The sequence below is a fragment of the Streptococcus oralis subsp. oralis genome (genome assembly GCF_002096435.1).
In the GTDB taxonomy this organism is placed as follows: domain Bacteria; phylum Bacillota; class Bacilli; order Lactobacillales; family Streptococcaceae; genus Streptococcus; species Streptococcus oralis_AA.
On sequence record NZ_NCUI01000024.1, the window covers coordinates 277,687 to 293,680 of the forward strand.

A 15,994-nucleotide genomic window follows, 5' to 3' on the forward strand; every position below is an offset into this window, starting at 1 on the left:
TCTTTTTTAGAAAATATTTCTCTACAATCCATTTTTCAGCCCTTCTCTATTGTGAGGAGGGCTTGCTTTGTGGTAAAATGGGATTATGAATGAAAGAATGAATGAGTTAGTTGCCTTACTTAATCGTTATGCGACCGAGTACTATACGAGTGACAATCCCTCGGTTTTAGATAGCGAGTATGATCGCCTCTACCGAGAGTTGGTCGAATTGGAAGCCGCCTATCCGGATCAAGTTTTAGCAGACAGTCCAACTCATCGTGTTGGTGGTAAGGTTTTAGATGGTTTTGAAAAATACAGTCATCAGTATCCTCTATACAGTTTGCAGGATGCTTTTTCACGTGAAGAGTTAGAAGCTTTTGATGCGCGTGTTCGAAAGGAATTAGCCCAACCGACCTATATTTGCGAGTTGAAAATCGATGGTTTGTCTATCTCGCTTACGTATGAAAAAGGGATTTTGGTTGTTGGTGCCACACGTGGGGATGGGTCTATTGGAGAAAATATCACAGAAAACCTCAAGCGTGTCAAGGATATTCCTTTGACCTTGCCCGAAGAACTTGATATCACTGTTCGTGGGGAGTGTTACATGCCACGCGCTTCGTTTGATCAGGTTAACCAAGCCCGCCAAGAAAATGGAGAGCCTGAATTTGCTAATCCTCGTAATGCAGCAGCAGGAACCCTCCGTCAGTTGGATACAGCAGTAGTGGCCAAGCGTAATCTTGCGACTTTCCTCTATCAAGAAGTAAGCCCTTCTACTCGTGATAGCCAAGAAAAGGTCTTGGAGCATCTTGAACAGCTTGGTTTTGTGGTTAATCCTAAACGAATATTGGCTAAAAGCATAGATGAAATATGGGATTTTATCCAAGATGTAGGACAAGAACGGGAGAAACTGTCCTACGATATCGATGGGGTGGTAATCAAGGTCAATGACCTAGCAGGTCAAGAAGAACTCGGTTTTACCGTTAAAGCACCCAAGTGGGCAGTCGCCTATAAATTTCCCGCTGAAGAAAAAGAAGCCCAGCTCCTTTCAGTTGACTGGACAGTAGGTCGTACGGGTGTTGTGACTCCGACTGCCAATCTAACACCTGTTCAGCTTGCTGGGACCACTGTTAGTCGTGCAACACTGCACAACGTAGATTATATCGCCGAAAAGGATATCCGAAAGGGCGATACGGTTATTGTTTATAAGGCTGGAGATATCATTCCTGCTGTTTTGCGTGTGGTAGAGTCCAAGCGTGTTTCTGAAGAAAAACTAGATATTCCATCAAATTGCCCAAGTTGTGACAGTCACTTGCTTCATTTTGAAGATGAAGTGGCTCTTCGTTGTATCAATCCTCGCTGTCCTGCTCAAATCATGGAAGGCTTGATTCACTTTGCTTCTCGAGACGCTATGAATATTACAGGACTTGGTCCATCTATTGTTGAAAAGCTTTTTGCTGCCAATTTAGTCAAAGATGTGGCGGATATTTATCGTTTGAAAGTAGAAGATTTTCTCCTTTTAGAAGGTGTCAAGGAAAAGTCCGCTTCTAAACTGTATCAGGCTATTCAAGCATCTAAGGAAAACTCTGCTGAAAAGCTCTTGTTTGGTCTGGGAATTCGCCATGTCGGAAGCAAGGCTAGCCAACTCTTGCTCCAACATTTCCACTCTATTGAAAATCTAGCTCAAGCAGCCCCAGAGGAAGTAGCAAGTATCGAGAGCTTAGGTAGTGTGATTGCTCAAAGTCTTCAGACTTATTTTGCTACAGAAGGATCGAAGATTCTCTTAGACGAGTTGAAAGAAGCTGGAGTCAATCTGGACTACATGGGACAGACAGTAGTAGCAGATGCGGCCTTGTCAGGTTTGACAGTTGTATTAACAGGAAAATTGGAACGTCTCACGCGCTCAGAAGCCAAAAGCAAACTCGAAAGTCTGGGTGCCAAAGTCACAGGCAGTGTTTCTAAGAAAACGAATCTTGTCGTAGCAGGAGCAGATGCAGGTAGCAAACTCCAAAAAGCACAAGAACTAGGTATCGAAGTTCGAGATGAAGCTTGGCTAGAAAGTTTGTAAAGAATAGTTGATAACTAGATGTTAGATAGTCTGAAACTATCTCTCCTGATGTGTTTTTATATCTATTAATGCTATTCTCTATTGTGCTGAAATTCTCGAAAATTCTTCAGCACCACATAAAAAAAATTAAAATTAAAATTGAAATTAGGAATTAGGAAAAGAAATGTATAGATACCCAGTAGTCATCCATTTTCACCGAAAAAATGGGGATTATGATGCTTGTTCATTCAGTAGAAAACAGGCAGATGTTAAAGAAAATTTGTATTATGAAAATGACTATTTTGGAGCAAAATTCTCCTTTACAGTTACAAGTGCAGAAAGGCTCTATACTCTGACCTTTTCTGTCGAAATAGATGGAAAGGCAAAAGATTATCTCCTACGGTTTAACTATTATCCACTGTTGACTGAGGTTTGGATTTTGGATGGTGATGAGACGGTTTATTATTCTGAAAATCCAGCCATTGCAAGTCCTTGCTATAAAGATCGAAATCCGTTTGCTTTTGATAAAGCCCTTCACAGTGAAAGTTTTGATCACCATTGGGGATACCAAGGAGAGTTGGGTTATAGTATCTCTGACTACCAGACAAGCTTTAAACTCTGGGCTCCAACAGCTACAGCAGTCCAAGTTGTTGTTTATGAAAATACAAGTAACGACGCGTCGATTTGGAAAACCTTTAATCTTAATCGTGGAAATAGCTATTCATATAGTCATAAGTACAATACCATTGGTGTTTGGAGTGTAGACCTGGATGAAAATCTTGCAGGTAAAGCTTATCAGTATCAGATTGAGTTTCCACACCACCAGACCTTGACACGAGACCCATACACCATCGCTACAAGCCCTGATGGGAAACGTTCTGTCATCCTCTCTCGGCAAGATAGACAGGTAGAAGGATTCGAAGTTAAACATGGGACAGACGCTCCTTGGCGTTTGGAAAATCCATGTAAAGCCGTTATCTGTGAGATGCACATTCGTGATTTTACAAAATCACCGACATCTGGAGTTCCAGAAAACCTTCGAGGGACCTTCCTTGGGGCTGCCCAGACTGGAACGGTTAACCAGTATGGGCAAGCAACAGCCTTTGACTATATCAAAGAACTCGGCTGTAATTATGTTCAACTCCAACCAATCTTTGATCGCCATAAGGAATATGACGAGGATGGAAATGTAATCTATAACTGGGGTTATGACCCTCAAAACTACAATGCGCCAGAAACAAGTTTCTCTAGCAATCTAGATGATCCTGGACAGGTTATTCGAGACCTCAAGACCATGATTCAGGCCTATCATGATGCAGGAATCGGTGTCATCATCGACGTGGTTTATAATCACACCTTCTCAACGGTTGATGCGCCTTTCCAAACAACTGTACCAGATTATTACTACCGCATGAACCGAGATGGAACCTTCCAAAACGGAACAGGTGTAGGAAATGAAACCGCAAGCGAACACGAAATGTACCGCAAGTATATGATTGACTCACTCCTTTATTGGGTGAAAGAATACAATATTGACGGTTTCCGTTTCGACTTGATGGGAATTCACGATGTCAAAACCATGCAGGCAATTCGTTGGGCACTTGATGAAGTTGATCCCCGTATTATCATCTATGGAGAAGGCTGGGATATGGGGACAGGTCTTGCACCTTATGATAAGGCCAAGAAGGACAATGCTTACCAGATGCCAAATATTGGATTCTTCAACGACGATCAGCGTGATGCCATCAAAGGAGGAGAAGTTTACGGCTCAATCAAGGCAGGATTTGTTAGCGGTGCAGCTACAGAACCGATTGTAGCCAAAGCTATTCTTGGTAGCCGAGAGTTGGGTTCATATCTTAGTCCAAACCAAGTTCTTAACTACGTGGAAGCCCATGATAATTATAACTTGCATGATTTGTTAGCAACCCTTCACCCAGATCACAGTTCAGATAAGATTATGCGTCAGGTCGAGACAGCAACAGCGATGAGCATTCTTATGCAAGGGATGTCCTTTATAGAGCTGGGGCAAGAATTTGGTCGCACCAAACTCCTTGCTACAGGAGAAAATGGTGAGCTGACACCTGCAGATAGAGAACGTGCCATGAATAGTTACAATGCTCCAGATAGCGTCAACCAGGTCAACTGGGATTTAATCAATGAGAGACAAGAGAGCATTGACTTTATTCGCCAGATTATTCGCCTAAAAACGCAAAGGCATGTCTTCTCTTATCCTACATACGAAGAAATTTATCGTCATGTCTTCGTCCATACAGCTGCTGAAAATAGTGGATGGATTGTTTACGAAATTCACGGTGGAGCAGAGCAATTATTGGTGGTATTCAATGCCAAGGGGACTTCCTTCTACTTTGAAAATGCAGGAAATCTTGAAATGCTTGTGTCCAACAGTCGTTCTCAAGAGTCCAATGTGATTGATGATATCAGCGTTGCAGTCTTGAAAGTACTTTCATAGCAAATACTACAAAAAGGTTTAGTTAACTCTAGACCTTTTTTTATTTTTATTGAAAAACCAATATCTAATAGGAATAAATTTCAAATAATTTGAAGAGTCAAGTTTGTGAAAAAAATATCAATATTTTCTAAAAAGGGGTTGTAATTTTCTGAAAATTTGATAAAATAAGGTTTAATCATTTTCAGGAGGAAGAGAATTTGACAAATTATCAGAATTTAGTGAATGGAAAATGGAAATCATCAGAGAATGAAATTGCCATCTATTCTCCCATCAACCAAGAAAAGCTAGGTACAGTACCAGCTATGAGTCAGGCTGAAGTAGATGAGGCTATGAAAGCAGCGCGTGCAGCTCTCCCAGCATGGCGTGATTTAGCACCAGTTGAGCGTGCAGCTTATTTGCATAAGACAGCAGACATTTTGGAACGTGATAAAGAAAAAATTGGTACAATTCTTGCCAAAGAGGTTGCAAAAGGGATTAAAGCAGCTATTGGAGAAGTAGTACGTACAGCAGATTTGATTCGTTTTGCAGCTGAGGAAGGTCTCCGTATCACTGGACAAGCAATGGAAGGTGGCGGTTTTGAAGCTGCAAGTAAAAACAAGCTAGCCGTTGTTCGTCGTGAGCCAGTTGGAGTCGTCTTAGCTATTGCACCATTTAACTATCCAGTCAACCTTTCTGGATCCAAGATTGCTCCGGCTTTGATTGCAGGAAATGTCGTTATGTTTAAACCACCAACACAAGGATCTATTTCTGGTCTCTTGCTGGCTAAAGCGTTTGACGAAGCAGGAATCCCAGCAGGTGTCTTTAACACCATCACTGGACGTGGTTCTGAAATCGGAGACTACATCATCGAACACAAGGAAGTGAACTTCATTAACTTTACAGGTTCAACACCGATTGGGGAGCGTATTGGTCGTTTAGCTGGTATGCGCCCAATTATGCTGGAGCTTGGTGGAAAAGACGCAGCAATTGTTTTAGAAGATGCAGATTTAGAAAATGCAGCTAAGCAGATCGTAGGTGGTGCTTTTAGCTACTCTGGTCAGCGTTGTACTGCTATCAAACGTGTTTTGGTTGTGGAAAGCGTAGCAGACAGATTGGCTGAATTACTCCAAGCTGAAGTTGCTAAGCTAACAGTGGGGGATCCATTTGACAATGCAGATATCACACCTGTTATTGATAATGCTTCAGCTGATTTCATCTGGGGATTGATTGAAGATGCTCAGGAAAAAGGAGCTAAAGCGCTCAGCCTAATCAAACGTGAGAATAATCTCATTTGGCCAGGACTTTTTGATTATGTCACAAGAGATATGAAATTAGCCTGGGAAGAACCATTTGGACCTGTTCTCCCAATTATTCGAGTTGCAGATGCTAATGAAGCGCTAGAAATTGCTAATGAATCAGAATTCGGTCTTCAATCTTCAGTCTTTACAAATGACTTTAAGAAGGCATTTGAAATCGCTGAAAAACTTGAAGTTGGTACCGTTCATATTAATAATAAAACACAACGTGGACCAGATAATTTCCCATTCCTTGGTGTAAAAGGTTCTGGTGCAGGAGTACAAGGAATTAAATATAGTATCGAAGCGATGACAAATGTCAAATCCATTGTTTTTGATGTGAGATAATTTATAAAATCAGGAAAATAACTTCCTGATTTTATTTTTTCAAAAAAAATACAGTAAAAAATTGATAAAAAACGAATATTCTGGTATTATAATAAAAAAATATATGGAAATTGTTTCGTGTTCTATTTTCTGGATATCTTTTTTAAAATGCTAGGAAATTTTTTGAAGGCTTTCATAAAAAAATATGATTACCTTCGTAAATTACTTGAAAGTTATCTTAAAAGAGTGTATAATAGAATTATAGAAAACGCTTACAAAAGAAAGGGGATTGAATGAATAATCAAGAAGCATTAAGAACCTTTACTACAGGTGAGAATTTTCACCTCCAGCATTATTTAGGAGCACATAGAGAGGAGAAAAACGGAGAAATTGGCTATACCTTTAAGGTTTGGGCACCAAATGCACAAGCAGTTCATCTAGTTGGTGATTTTACTAATTGGGTTGAGAATCAAATTCCTATGGTTCGTAATGAAGCAGGTGTTTGGGAAGTCTTTACTAGTCAGGCTCAGGAAGGTCAGATTTATAAATATCATATCACGCGTGCAAATGGTCACCAGATTATGAAGATTGATCCGTTTGCAGTTTGTTTTGAAGCTAGACCGGGTACAGGAGCAGTTCTGACCAATATCCGTGAAAAGAAATGGAAAGATGGTCTTTGGCTAGCACGTCGCAAACGTTTGGGATTTTTCGAGAGACCAGTTAATATATATGAGGCCCATGCAGGATCTTGGAAGAGAAATCCAGACGGTAGTCCCTATACTTTTTCGCAACTGAAAGACGAGTTGATTCCATACTTAGTTGAGATGAACTATACACATATTGAGTTCATGCCTTTAATGGCTCACCCACTTGGCTTGAGCTGGGGCTATCAGCTTATGGGTTACTTTGCTTTTGAACATTCCTATGGCAGACCTGAGGAATTCCAAGATTTCGTTGAAGAGTGTCATATAAATAATATCGGTGTTATCGTAGACTGGGTTCCAGGTCATTTCACTATTAATGATGATGCATTAGCATATTATGATGGAACACCAACTTTTGAATACCAAGATCACAACAAGGCTCATAACTATGGTTGGGGTGCGCTGAATTTTGACCTCGGGAAAAATGAGGTCCAGTCTTTCTTGATTTCAAGTATTAAATTCTGGATTGATTTTTACCACTTAGATGGTATTCGGGTCGATGCAGTGAGCAATATGCTGTATCTAGATTATGATAATGCTCCTTGGACTCCAAACAAAGACGGTGGAAACCTTAACTATGAAGGTTATTATTTCCTTCAACGGTTAAACACAGTGATTAAGTTAGCTCATCCAGACATCATGATGATTGCAGAAGAAAGTTCATCAGCGACAAAGATTACTGGTATGAAAGAAATGGGTGGCCTTGGATTTGACTATAAATGGAATATGGGCTGGATGAACGACATTCTCCGTTTCTACGAGGAAGATCCGATTTATCGCAAGTATGACTTTAATCTTGTGACTTTCAGCTTTATGTATGTTTTCAATGAAAACTATCTCCTGCCTTTCTCACATGATGAAGTAGTTCATGGTAAGAAGAGTATGATGCATAAGATGTGGGGGGATCGCTACAATCAGTTCGCTGGTCTGCGCAATCTCTACACCTATCAAATTTGTCATCCAGGTAAGAAACTTTTGTTCATGGGTAGTGAGTACGGACAATTCCTAGAGTGGAAGTCTGAGGAGCAGTTGGAATGGTCTAATCTAGAAGATCCGATGAATGCCAAGATGAAGAATTTTACTTCTCAACTCAATCAATTCTATAAAGACCATCGCTGTCTTTGGGAAATTGATACTAGTTATGATGGTATCGAGATTATCGATGCTGATAATAGAGATCAGAGTGTCCTTTCCTTTATTCGTAAGGGCAAGAAGGACGAAATGTTAGTCTGTGTCTTTAACATGGCACCAGTTGAACGTAAGGACTTTACGATTGGTTTACCTGTTGCAGGTATTTACGAAGAAGTTTGGAATACAGAATTAGAAGAATGGGGAGGTGTGTGGAAAGAGCACAATCAAACAGTTCAGACTCAAGAAGGCTTATGGAAAGATTATGAGCAGACTTTGACCTTTACCTTGCCTGCCATGGGAGCAAGCATCTGGAAGATCAAGCGTCGTTTGAAACCAGCTAAGAAAAAAGAATAATGAGCTGTTGCTGATAATTTTTTAGATTTTAAAAACGGATGTACTTGTATTGGACTTGAAACACAAGAGAAATGGATTTCCTATTTTTTTATAAAAAGTTTGACTTCCGACCTTCTTTCGATTTTAACGTTCACATGTCTTTATAAAGGAGTAGAAAATGAAGAATGAAATGCTAGCTTTGATCCTTGCGGGTGGGCAAGGAACACGTCTCGGAAAACTCACTCAAAGCATTGCCAAACCGGCAGTGCAATTCGGTGGGCGCTACCGTATCATTGACTTTGCTCTTTCCAACTGTGCAAACTCTGGAATCCATAATGTTGGTGTGATTACGCAATACCAACCTCTTGCTTTGAACAACCATATCGGAAATGGTTCTAGCTGGGGATTGGATGGTATCAATTCAGGTGTCTCTATTTTACAACCTTATTCAGCCAGCGAAGGAAACCGTTGGTTTGAAGGGACTAGTCACGCTATCTACCAAAACATTGACTACATCGACAGTGTTAATCCTGAGTATGTTTTGATTCTTTCTGGTGACCACATCTACAAGATGGACTACGATGATATGCTTCAGTCCCACAAGGATAACAATGCCAGTTTGACAGTAGCTGTCCTAGACGTACCTCTCAAAGAAGCTAGCCGTTTTGGTATCATGAATACAGATGCCAATAATCGTATCGTTGAATTCGAAGAAAAACCTGCGCAACCTAAGTCTACAAAGGCTTCTATGGGGATTTATATTTTTGACTGGAAACGGCTTCGCAATATGCTTGTTGCTGCTGAAAAGAGCAATGTGGATATGTCAGACTTTGGTAAGAACGTTATCCCTAACTATCTCGAGTCTGGTGAAAGTGTCTATGCTTATGAATTTAATGGCTACTGGAAAGACGTTGGTACGATTGAGTCGCTTTGGGAAGCCAATATGGAGTACATTTCGCCAGAAAATGCTTTGGATAGCCGTAATCGTCAGTGGAAAATTTACTCAAGAAACTTGATTTCACCACCAAACTACTTTGGTGCGCATGCACACGTTGAAGATTCATTGGTCGTGGATGGATGTTTTGTAGATGGAACTGTTAAACGTTCGATTCTTTCAACAGAAGCACAAGTACGTGAAGGTGCCGAGGTTGTTGATTCTGTCATCATGAGTGGAGCTATCATTGGCCATGGAGCAAAGATTACTCGTGCTATTATTGGTGAGGGTGCCATTATTGCAGACGGAGTAGAGATTGACGGAACGGATGAAGTACAAGTAGTAGGATACAATGAAGTAGTGGGGGTAGCAACAGATGAAGATTGATAAATATTCAGCCATTTTAGGAAACACAGTTGGTTTTCATGATATGTCAACGTTAACAGAACACCGTCCGGTAGCTAGCTTGCCTTTCGGTGGGAAATACCGTTTGATTGACTTCCCCCTTTCCAGTCTTGCAAATGCAGGTGTTCGTAGTATCTTTGGTATTTTCCAACAAGATAATATCAGCTCAGTTTTCGACCATATCCGTTCAGGTCGTGAGTGGGGATTGTCAACCCTTCTAAGTCACTACTATCTAGGAATTTACAATACTCGTGTTGAAAGCAGTACAGTTGGAAAAGAGTATTACCAACAGCTTCTCACCTACTTGAGACGTTCAGGTTCAAACCAAACCGTTTCGATTAACTGCGATGTTTTGGTGAATATTGATTTGAATCAAGTCTTTCACCTGCACAATACAACAAAAGGACCGATTACAGTTGTATATAAGAAACTTCCCAAGAAAGACATTTCTGATGTGAATGCTATCTTGGAAATTGATGAAACAGACCATGTTCGTTCCCATAAACTCTTTGATAACAAATCTACAGATGAACTCTTCAACATGTCTACAGATATCTTTGTTGTGGACACTCCTTGGTTGATTGAACGACTTGAAGAAGAGGCTCAGAAAGAATATCCTGAAAAGTTGCGCTATGTTCTTCGCGATTTAGCTGTAAAAGAAGGAGCTTTTGCTTACGAATACACAGGCTACTTAGCAAACATTCATTCTGTTCAGTCTTATTATCAAGCAAACATCGATATGCTTGAATCTAAAAAATTCTACTCACTTTTCTCACCAAATCAAAAGATTTATACAAAAGTTAAGAATGAAGAACCAACCTACTATGCGAATACTTCAAAAGTAAGTACTTCTCAGTTTGCTTCTGGTAGTATCATTGAGGGTGAAGTAGTTCAGTCAGTCCTATCTCGTAACATTTATGTTCACAAGGATAGTGTGGTGAAGGACAGCATTCTATTTCCTCGAGTTGTGATTGGTCAAGGTGCCCAGGTTGAATATGCTATCTTGGATAAGGGAGTTGAGGTTGCGGACGGTGTTGTCATTCGAGGCACAGCAGAGCATCCAGTTGTAGTGAAGAAGGGTGAAACAGTAACAGAGGACATTTATTCATGAAAATTTTATTTGTAGCGGCAGAAGGAGCACCCTTTTCAAAAACAGGTGGTTTGGGCGATGTCATTGGCGCACTTCCCAAATCACTTGTAAAAGCGGGGCACGAAGTTGCAGTTTTCTTGCCTTATTATGATATGGTAGAAGCTAAGTTCGGAGACCAGATAGAGGATGTTCTTCACTTTGAAGTTAGTGTAGGATGGCGTAGACAGTACTGTGGTATTAAAAAAACTGTCTTGAATGGTGTAACCTTCTACTTCATTGATAATCAGTATTATTTCTTCCGTGGTCATGTGTATGGTGATTTTGACGACGGTGAGCGCTTTGCCTTTTTCCAACTGGCTGCTCTTGAGGCCATGGAACGCATTGGCTTTATCCCTGACCTTCTCCATGTTCATGATTACCACACAGCCATGATTCCCTTCTTGTTAAAAGAAAAGTACCATTGGATTCAGGCATATCAAGGAATCAGAACCGTTTTAACCATTCATAATTTGGAATTTCAAGGTCAATTTTCTGAAGGGATGTTGTGGGATTTGTTTGGTGTTGGGTTTGAACGCTATGCTGATGGCACCCTTCGCTGGAATGATTGTCTCAATTGGATGAAAGCTGGTATTCTCTACGCGGATCGTGTCTCAACCGTTTCCCCTAGCTATGCGCACGAGATTATGACCAGTCAGTTTGGTTGCGGTTTGGATCAGATTCTTCGGATGGAGTCAGGTAAGGTTTCAGGTATAGTTAATGGTATTGACGCAGATCTTTATAATCCTCAAACAGACCCACTTTTAGACTATCATTTTGATAAGGAAGATTTGTCTGGAAAAGCTCAAAACAAAGCAAAATTGCAAGAGAGAGTTGGGTTGCCTGTGCGAGCAGATGTTCCACTAGTTGGGATTGTCTCTCGATTGACACGCCAAAAAGGTTTTGATGTTGTGGTAGAATGCTTGCATCGTTTCTTACAGGAGGACGTTCAAATAGTCCTTTTAGGAACAGGTGACCCGGCTTTTGAACATTCCTTCTCTTGGTTTGCTCAAGTCTATCCTGACAAGCTATCAGCAAATATCACTTTTGATGTCAAACTTGCTCAAGAAATCTACGCAGCTTGTGATCTCTTCCTCATGCCAAGTCGTTTTGAACCATGCGGCTTGTCTCAAATGATGGCGATGCGCTATGGAACTCTACCATTGGTTCATGAGGTTGGTGGTTTGCGTGATACAGTTCAATCCTTCAATCCGATCGAAGGAACTGGAACTGGATTTAGCTTTGATAATTTAACACCATACTGGCTTAACTGGAGTTTCCAAACAGCCTTGGATGTTTATAAGTACCAGCCGGAAGTTTGGAGAAATCTACAAAAACAAGCTATGGAATGTGATTTCTCATGGGATACAGCCTGCAAATCTTACCTGGACTTGTACCATAGTTTAGTCAACTAATAGATAAAATCGTATGATTCTTTCATACGATTTTTGGGCTGTTTAGAAAGGAAAGCTTATGTCTCAAGTAAAAGGCTTGTGTGTCATGGACGTTGACGGCACCCTGATAGCAGAAGAGGTGATTGATCTTTTAGGAAAAGAAGCAGGTTGTGAAGAAGAAATATCGCAGGTTACAAGCCAGGCAATGCGAGGTGAATTGGACTTTGAAACAAGTTTACGAGCGAGGGTAGCTTTGTTAAAAAGCCTTCCGGTTTCGGTCTTTGATACTGTCATCAAATCCATTCATCTGTCCAAGAATACCCAAGAATTTATCTCCATACTTCAAAAGAAGGGCATCCTAGTCGGTCTAGTGTCTGGTGGATTTGCACCAATAGTTGAGAGATTAGCAGAATCCCTTGGTATCTCCTATTTCTCTGCCAACCAGTTAGAAGTCAAAGACGGTTTTTTAACAGGAAAATTAGTTGGTGAAATTGTGACAGGTCAAGTAAAACAAGATACTCTTGAGAAATGGAAAAAAGAACTGAAACTTCCCAAAGAAAGAACGATTGCTATCGGTGATGGTGCCAATGACCTCTTGATGTTAAAGACAGCAGGATGGAGTATTGCATTTTGTGCCAAAGAAGTCGTAAAATCCGAGATAGCTTGTCATGTAGATACGAGGGATTTTTTAGAAGTTCTACCTTTGATTGATTTCTTAGAATGAGAGGGAACTATGAAAATTGTAATTGCACCCGATTCTTTTAAAGAAAGTTTGACGGCAGAAGAGGTTGCTCAAGCTATAAAAAGAGGATTCCAAAAATCGATAGCAGATGTAGAATGTCTGCTTTGCCCTGTAGGTGATGGTGGGGAAGGAACTGTAGACGCTATCCGACATTCTCTTGAACTCGAAGAAAAATGGCAAGAGGTTACGGGGCCTTTTGGGCTAAAAGAATCCATGCGCTACTTTCACAAAGATCAAATAGCGCTCTTCGAAGTTGCTGACTTGGTTGGTCTTGGGAAGATTCCGCGGGAGAAACGAAATCCCCTTCACATCCAAACCAAAGGTATCGGAGAGTTGATTCGTCATCTCGTTGATCAAGGGATGAAAGAAATCTATATCGGAGTTGGTGGTACGGCTAGTAATGACGGTGGAATAGGCATCGCTGCTGGTTTAGGTTATCGTTTTTATGATAAGAATGGAAAAGAATTGCCAGCTTGCGGTCAGACTTTGCTTGAGTTCGATTCAGTTTCAAATAGCAAGTTGTATAGGATTCCTGAAGATGTGAAAATTCGAATTTTAGCAGATGTCGTGAGCCCTCTATGTGGTCATCAAGGGGCAACCTATACATTTGGAAAACAAAAGGGTTTGGAACCTGCTTTGTTTGAAACAGTAGATTTGGCTATACAGCGGTTCTATGAAAAATTTTCACCATCAACCCTCTCTCTTAAAGGAGCAGGAGCCGGCGGTGGGATTGCGGCTGGGCTCTGTGCCTTTGCTGAGGCCACTATCGTATCTGGGATTGACACTTGTTTAGATTTGATTGATTTTGATAAGAAAGTTGCAGGGGCAGACTTGGTTATCGTTGGAGAAGGGAGACTGGACAGTCAAAGCTTTGTTGGAAAAGCTCCGATCGGAGTAGCAAAAAGAACCCCTAATGGAGTTCCTGTTATTGCTATTTGTGGTAGTCTTGCTGATGATTTACCTTCCCTACCATTCGAAAATATACAAGCAACCTTTTCTATTTTAGAAAAAAGTGAACCTTTGGAAGACAGTCTAAAAAATGCAAGACTCTATTTGGAGCACACATCTACTAATATTGGTCGTTTATTAAATATGAGAAATCATTAACCAAACCATTTTTTCCAGATAGATTTTTTAGGAGCTTCTGCCTTTTTCTCCTCCCAGAGGTTTGAGAAAGCAAGTCTAAGGTCTTTTTCGTCTACTTGAACAGGTTCATTTGTATGAATGACAAGACCAAAAGGAGAGGTGATATGATCATCTGAAACAATAGTCGCCTGACAGTTGCTTTCTTTTGCTTGTTTTAAGTAAAAGACCTGTTTGTCAAACTCGATATTTGGTGAAATCTTCACAAAAAGTGCCTCTACCTTTTCTTGAAAACCCTCTAAAATAGAGAAAAATCCATGTTCTAATTCAGAACTATTGGCAGTACTGATATCCGCGTAGCCAAGAACTCTTTCCTCGAAAGTCCCGAGATAGCGGCGTTGTTCGTCAGGGTTTAATTTCGGCCCACCGTGAGCTTTTTCTAGTAGTTGTTTTGATAAATCTGTCATAAAAACAGTATATCACAAAAATCGCAAGAAAACAGACAAAAGAAAGCGATTACTTTATAAAGTTAAGGAAAATTTGCACAAAGATAACGTTTTTTCTTGAAAAACGCTTATTTTTAAGGTATCATAGAGGTGTAAAAAATTTAACTCAAAGGAGAGTAAAAAATGTCAATTATTACTGATGTTTACGCTCGCGAAGTCCTAGACTCACGCGGTAACCCAACACTTGAAGTAGAAGTTTATACTGAATCAGGTGCTTTCGGACGTGGTATGGTTCCATCAGGAGCTTCTACTGGTGAACACGAAGCAGTTGAACTTCGCGACGGTGACAAATCTCGTTACGGTGGTCTTGGTACACAAAAAGCTGTTGACAACGTAAACAACATCATTGCTGAAGCAATCATCGGCTACGATGTACGTGACCAACAAGCTATCGACCGTGCTATGATCGCACTTGACGGTACTCCTAATAAAGGTAAATTGGGTGCAAACGCAATTCTTGGTGTGTCTATCGCTGTAGCTCGTGCTGCTGCTGACTACCTTGAAATCCCACTTTACAGCTACCTTGGTGGATTCAACACTAAAGTTCTTCCAACTCCAATGATGAACATCATCAACGGTGGTTCTCACTCTGACGCTCCAATCGCTTTCCAAGAATTCATGATCGTACCTGCTGGTGCACCATCATTCAAAGAAGCTCTTCGTTGGGGTGCTGAAATCTTCCACGCACTTAAGAAAATCCTTAAATCACGTGGTTTGGAAACTGCCGTAGGTGACGAAGGTGGATTCGCTCCTCGTTTCGAAGGAACTGAAGACGGTGTTGAAACTATCCTTGCTGCGATCGAGGCTGCTGGATATGTTCCTGGTAAAGACGTATTTATCGGATTTGACTGTGCTTCGTCAGAATTCTACGATAAAGAACGTAAAGTTTACGACTACACTAAATTCGAAGGTGAAGGAGCAGCTGTACGTACTGCTGCAGAACAAATCGACTACCTTGAAGAATTGGTAAACAAATACCCAATCATTACTATCGAAGATGGTATGGACGAAAACGACTGGGACGGTTGGAAAGCTCTTACTGAACGTCTTGGTGGTAAAGTTCAATTGGTTGGTGACGACTTCTTCGTAACAAACACTTCTTACCTTGAAAAAGGTATTGCAGAAGGTGCTGCTAACTCAATCCTTATCAAAGTTAACCAAATCGGTACTCTTACTGAAACATTCGACGCTATCGAAATGGCGAAAGAAGCTGGTTACACTGCCGTTGTATCACACCGTTCAGGTGAAACTGAAGATTCAACAATCGCTGACATCGCAGTTGCAACTAACGCAGGACAAATCAAGACTGGTTCACTTTCACGTACAGACCGTATTGCTAAATACAACCAATTGCTTCGTATCGAAGACCAACTTGGTGAAGTAGCTGAATACCGTGGATTGAAATCATTCTACAACCTTAAAAAATAATCGTTGATTTAACAACGTTTTTAGCCCCTCGGATTTTTTCCGAAGGGCTTTTTTTCTGTTCAGGGGGCAAAAAGGGGGCAGTGTTTATGGTATAATAGACTAAAAACTTGTATT

General features: G+C 40.7%; 11 protein-coding genes. 10 read left to right on the plus strand and 1 reads right to left on the minus strand.

What is annotated here, in order from left to right; translation table 11 throughout:
- The first annotated feature begins 85 nt into the window (after positions 1 to 85).
- From ligA to B7723_RS04920, 9 genes are all read left to right on the plus strand, one after another.
- Positions 86 to 2,044 carry an NAD-dependent DNA ligase LigA gene (gene ligA / locus B7723_RS04880; RefSeq protein ID WP_084849702.1) on the plus strand — a complete coding sequence of 653 codons (1,959 nt, stop codon included), beginning with the start codon at positions 86 to 88 and terminating at the stop codon, positions 2,042 to 2,044.
- 163 nt (positions 2,045 to 2,207) lie between these two features.
- Positions 2,208 to 4,493, plus strand: a complete 2,286-nt coding sequence (gene pulA / locus B7723_RS04885; protein ID WP_084849701.1) for a type I pullulanase — start codon at positions 2,208 to 2,210, stop codon at positions 4,491 to 4,493.
- Between the two features lie 197 nt (positions 4,494 to 4,690).
- The gene (locus B7723_RS04890; RefSeq protein ID WP_084849700.1) at positions 4,691 to 6,115 is read left to right on the plus strand and encodes an NADP-dependent glyceraldehyde-3-phosphate dehydrogenase; all 1,425 of its coding nucleotides are present in this window, start codon (positions 4,691 to 4,693) and stop codon (positions 6,113 to 6,115) included.
- 272 nt (positions 6,116 to 6,387) lie between these two features.
- Complete coding sequence (gene glgB, locus B7723_RS04895) at positions 6,388 to 8,283, plus strand: 1,4-alpha-glucan branching protein GlgB (RefSeq protein ID WP_084849699.1); 1,896 nt, start codon at positions 6,388 to 6,390, stop codon at positions 8,281 to 8,283.
- A 157-nt stretch (positions 8,284 to 8,440) separates the two neighbouring features.
- Positions 8,441 to 9,583 (plus strand): glucose-1-phosphate adenylyltransferase, encoded by a 1,143-nt coding sequence (locus B7723_RS04900; RefSeq protein ID WP_000787250.1) that lies wholly within the window; start codon positions 8,441 to 8,443, stop codon positions 9,581 to 9,583.
- Entirely contained in the window at positions 9,573 to 10,712 is a 1,140-nt protein-coding gene (gene glgD / locus B7723_RS04905; RefSeq protein WP_000687052.1) for a glucose-1-phosphate adenylyltransferase subunit GlgD, read from the plus strand. Before B7723_RS04900 ends, glgD begins: the two co-directional genes overlap by 11 nt.
- Positions 10,709 to 12,142, plus strand: coding sequence for a glycogen synthase GlgA (glgA, locus tag B7723_RS04910; protein WP_049479324.1), 1,434 nt, complete (start codon positions 10,709 to 10,711; stop codon positions 12,140 to 12,142). Before glgD ends, glgA begins: the two co-directional genes overlap by 4 nt.
- A 58-nt stretch (positions 12,143 to 12,200) precedes the next feature.
- The gene (serB, locus tag B7723_RS04915) at positions 12,201 to 12,845 is read left to right on the plus strand and encodes a phosphoserine phosphatase SerB (RefSeq protein WP_084849698.1); all 645 of its coding nucleotides are present in this window, start codon (positions 12,201 to 12,203) and stop codon (positions 12,843 to 12,845) included.
- Between the two features lie 9 nt (positions 12,846 to 12,854).
- Positions 12,855 to 13,970 (plus strand): glycerate kinase, encoded by a 1,116-nt coding sequence (locus B7723_RS04920; protein ID WP_084849697.1) that lies wholly within the window; start codon positions 12,855 to 12,857, stop codon positions 13,968 to 13,970.
- On the opposite strand, the gene B7723_RS04925 is transcribed toward B7723_RS04920, so the two are convergent.
- On the minus strand, positions 13,967 to 14,413 hold the full coding sequence (locus B7723_RS04925; protein WP_084849696.1) for a DUF1694 domain-containing protein: 447 nt from the start codon (positions 14,411 to 14,413) through the stop codon (positions 13,967 to 13,969). The genes B7723_RS04920 and B7723_RS04925 overlap by 4 nt on opposite strands.
- A 162-nt stretch (positions 14,414 to 14,575) precedes the next feature.
- Between B7723_RS04925 and eno the strand changes: the two genes are divergently transcribed.
- A complete protein-coding gene (gene eno / locus B7723_RS04930; protein WP_000022821.1) occupies positions 14,576 to 15,880 on the plus strand; it encodes a surface-displayed alpha-enolase in 1,305 nt (434 codons plus the stop codon).
- Positions 15,881 to 15,994 lie beyond the last annotated feature (114 nt).

Coding starts and splice junctions, on each gene's coding strand:
- eno (WP_000022821.1), top strand. CDS start 14,576: ATGTCAATTATTACTGATGTTTACGCTCGCGAAGTCCTAGACTCACGC.
- glgA (WP_049479324.1), top strand. CDS start 10,709: ATGAAAATTTTATTTGTAGCGGCAGAAGGAGCACCCTTTTCAAAAACA.
- serB (WP_084849698.1), top strand. CDS start 12,201: ATGTCTCAAGTAAAAGGCTTGTGTGTCATGGACGTTGACGGCACCCTG.
- B7723_RS04920 (WP_084849697.1), top strand. CDS start 12,855: ATGAAAATTGTAATTGCACCCGATTCTTTTAAAGAAAGTTTGACGGCA.
- B7723_RS04900 (WP_000787250.1), top strand. CDS start 8,441: ATGAAGAATGAAATGCTAGCTTTGATCCTTGCGGGTGGGCAAGGAACA.
- B7723_RS04925 (WP_084849696.1), bottom strand. CDS start 14,413: ATGACAGATTTATCAAAACAACTACTAGAAAAAGCTCACGGTGGGCCG.
- glgB (WP_084849699.1), top strand. CDS start 6,388: ATGAATAATCAAGAAGCATTAAGAACCTTTACTACAGGTGAGAATTTT.
- ligA (WP_084849702.1), top strand. CDS start 86: ATGAATGAAAGAATGAATGAGTTAGTTGCCTTACTTAATCGTTATGCG.
- pulA (WP_084849701.1), top strand. CDS start 2,208: ATGTATAGATACCCAGTAGTCATCCATTTTCACCGAAAAAATGGGGAT.
- glgD (WP_000687052.1), top strand. CDS start 9,573: ATGAAGATTGATAAATATTCAGCCATTTTAGGAAACACAGTTGGTTTT.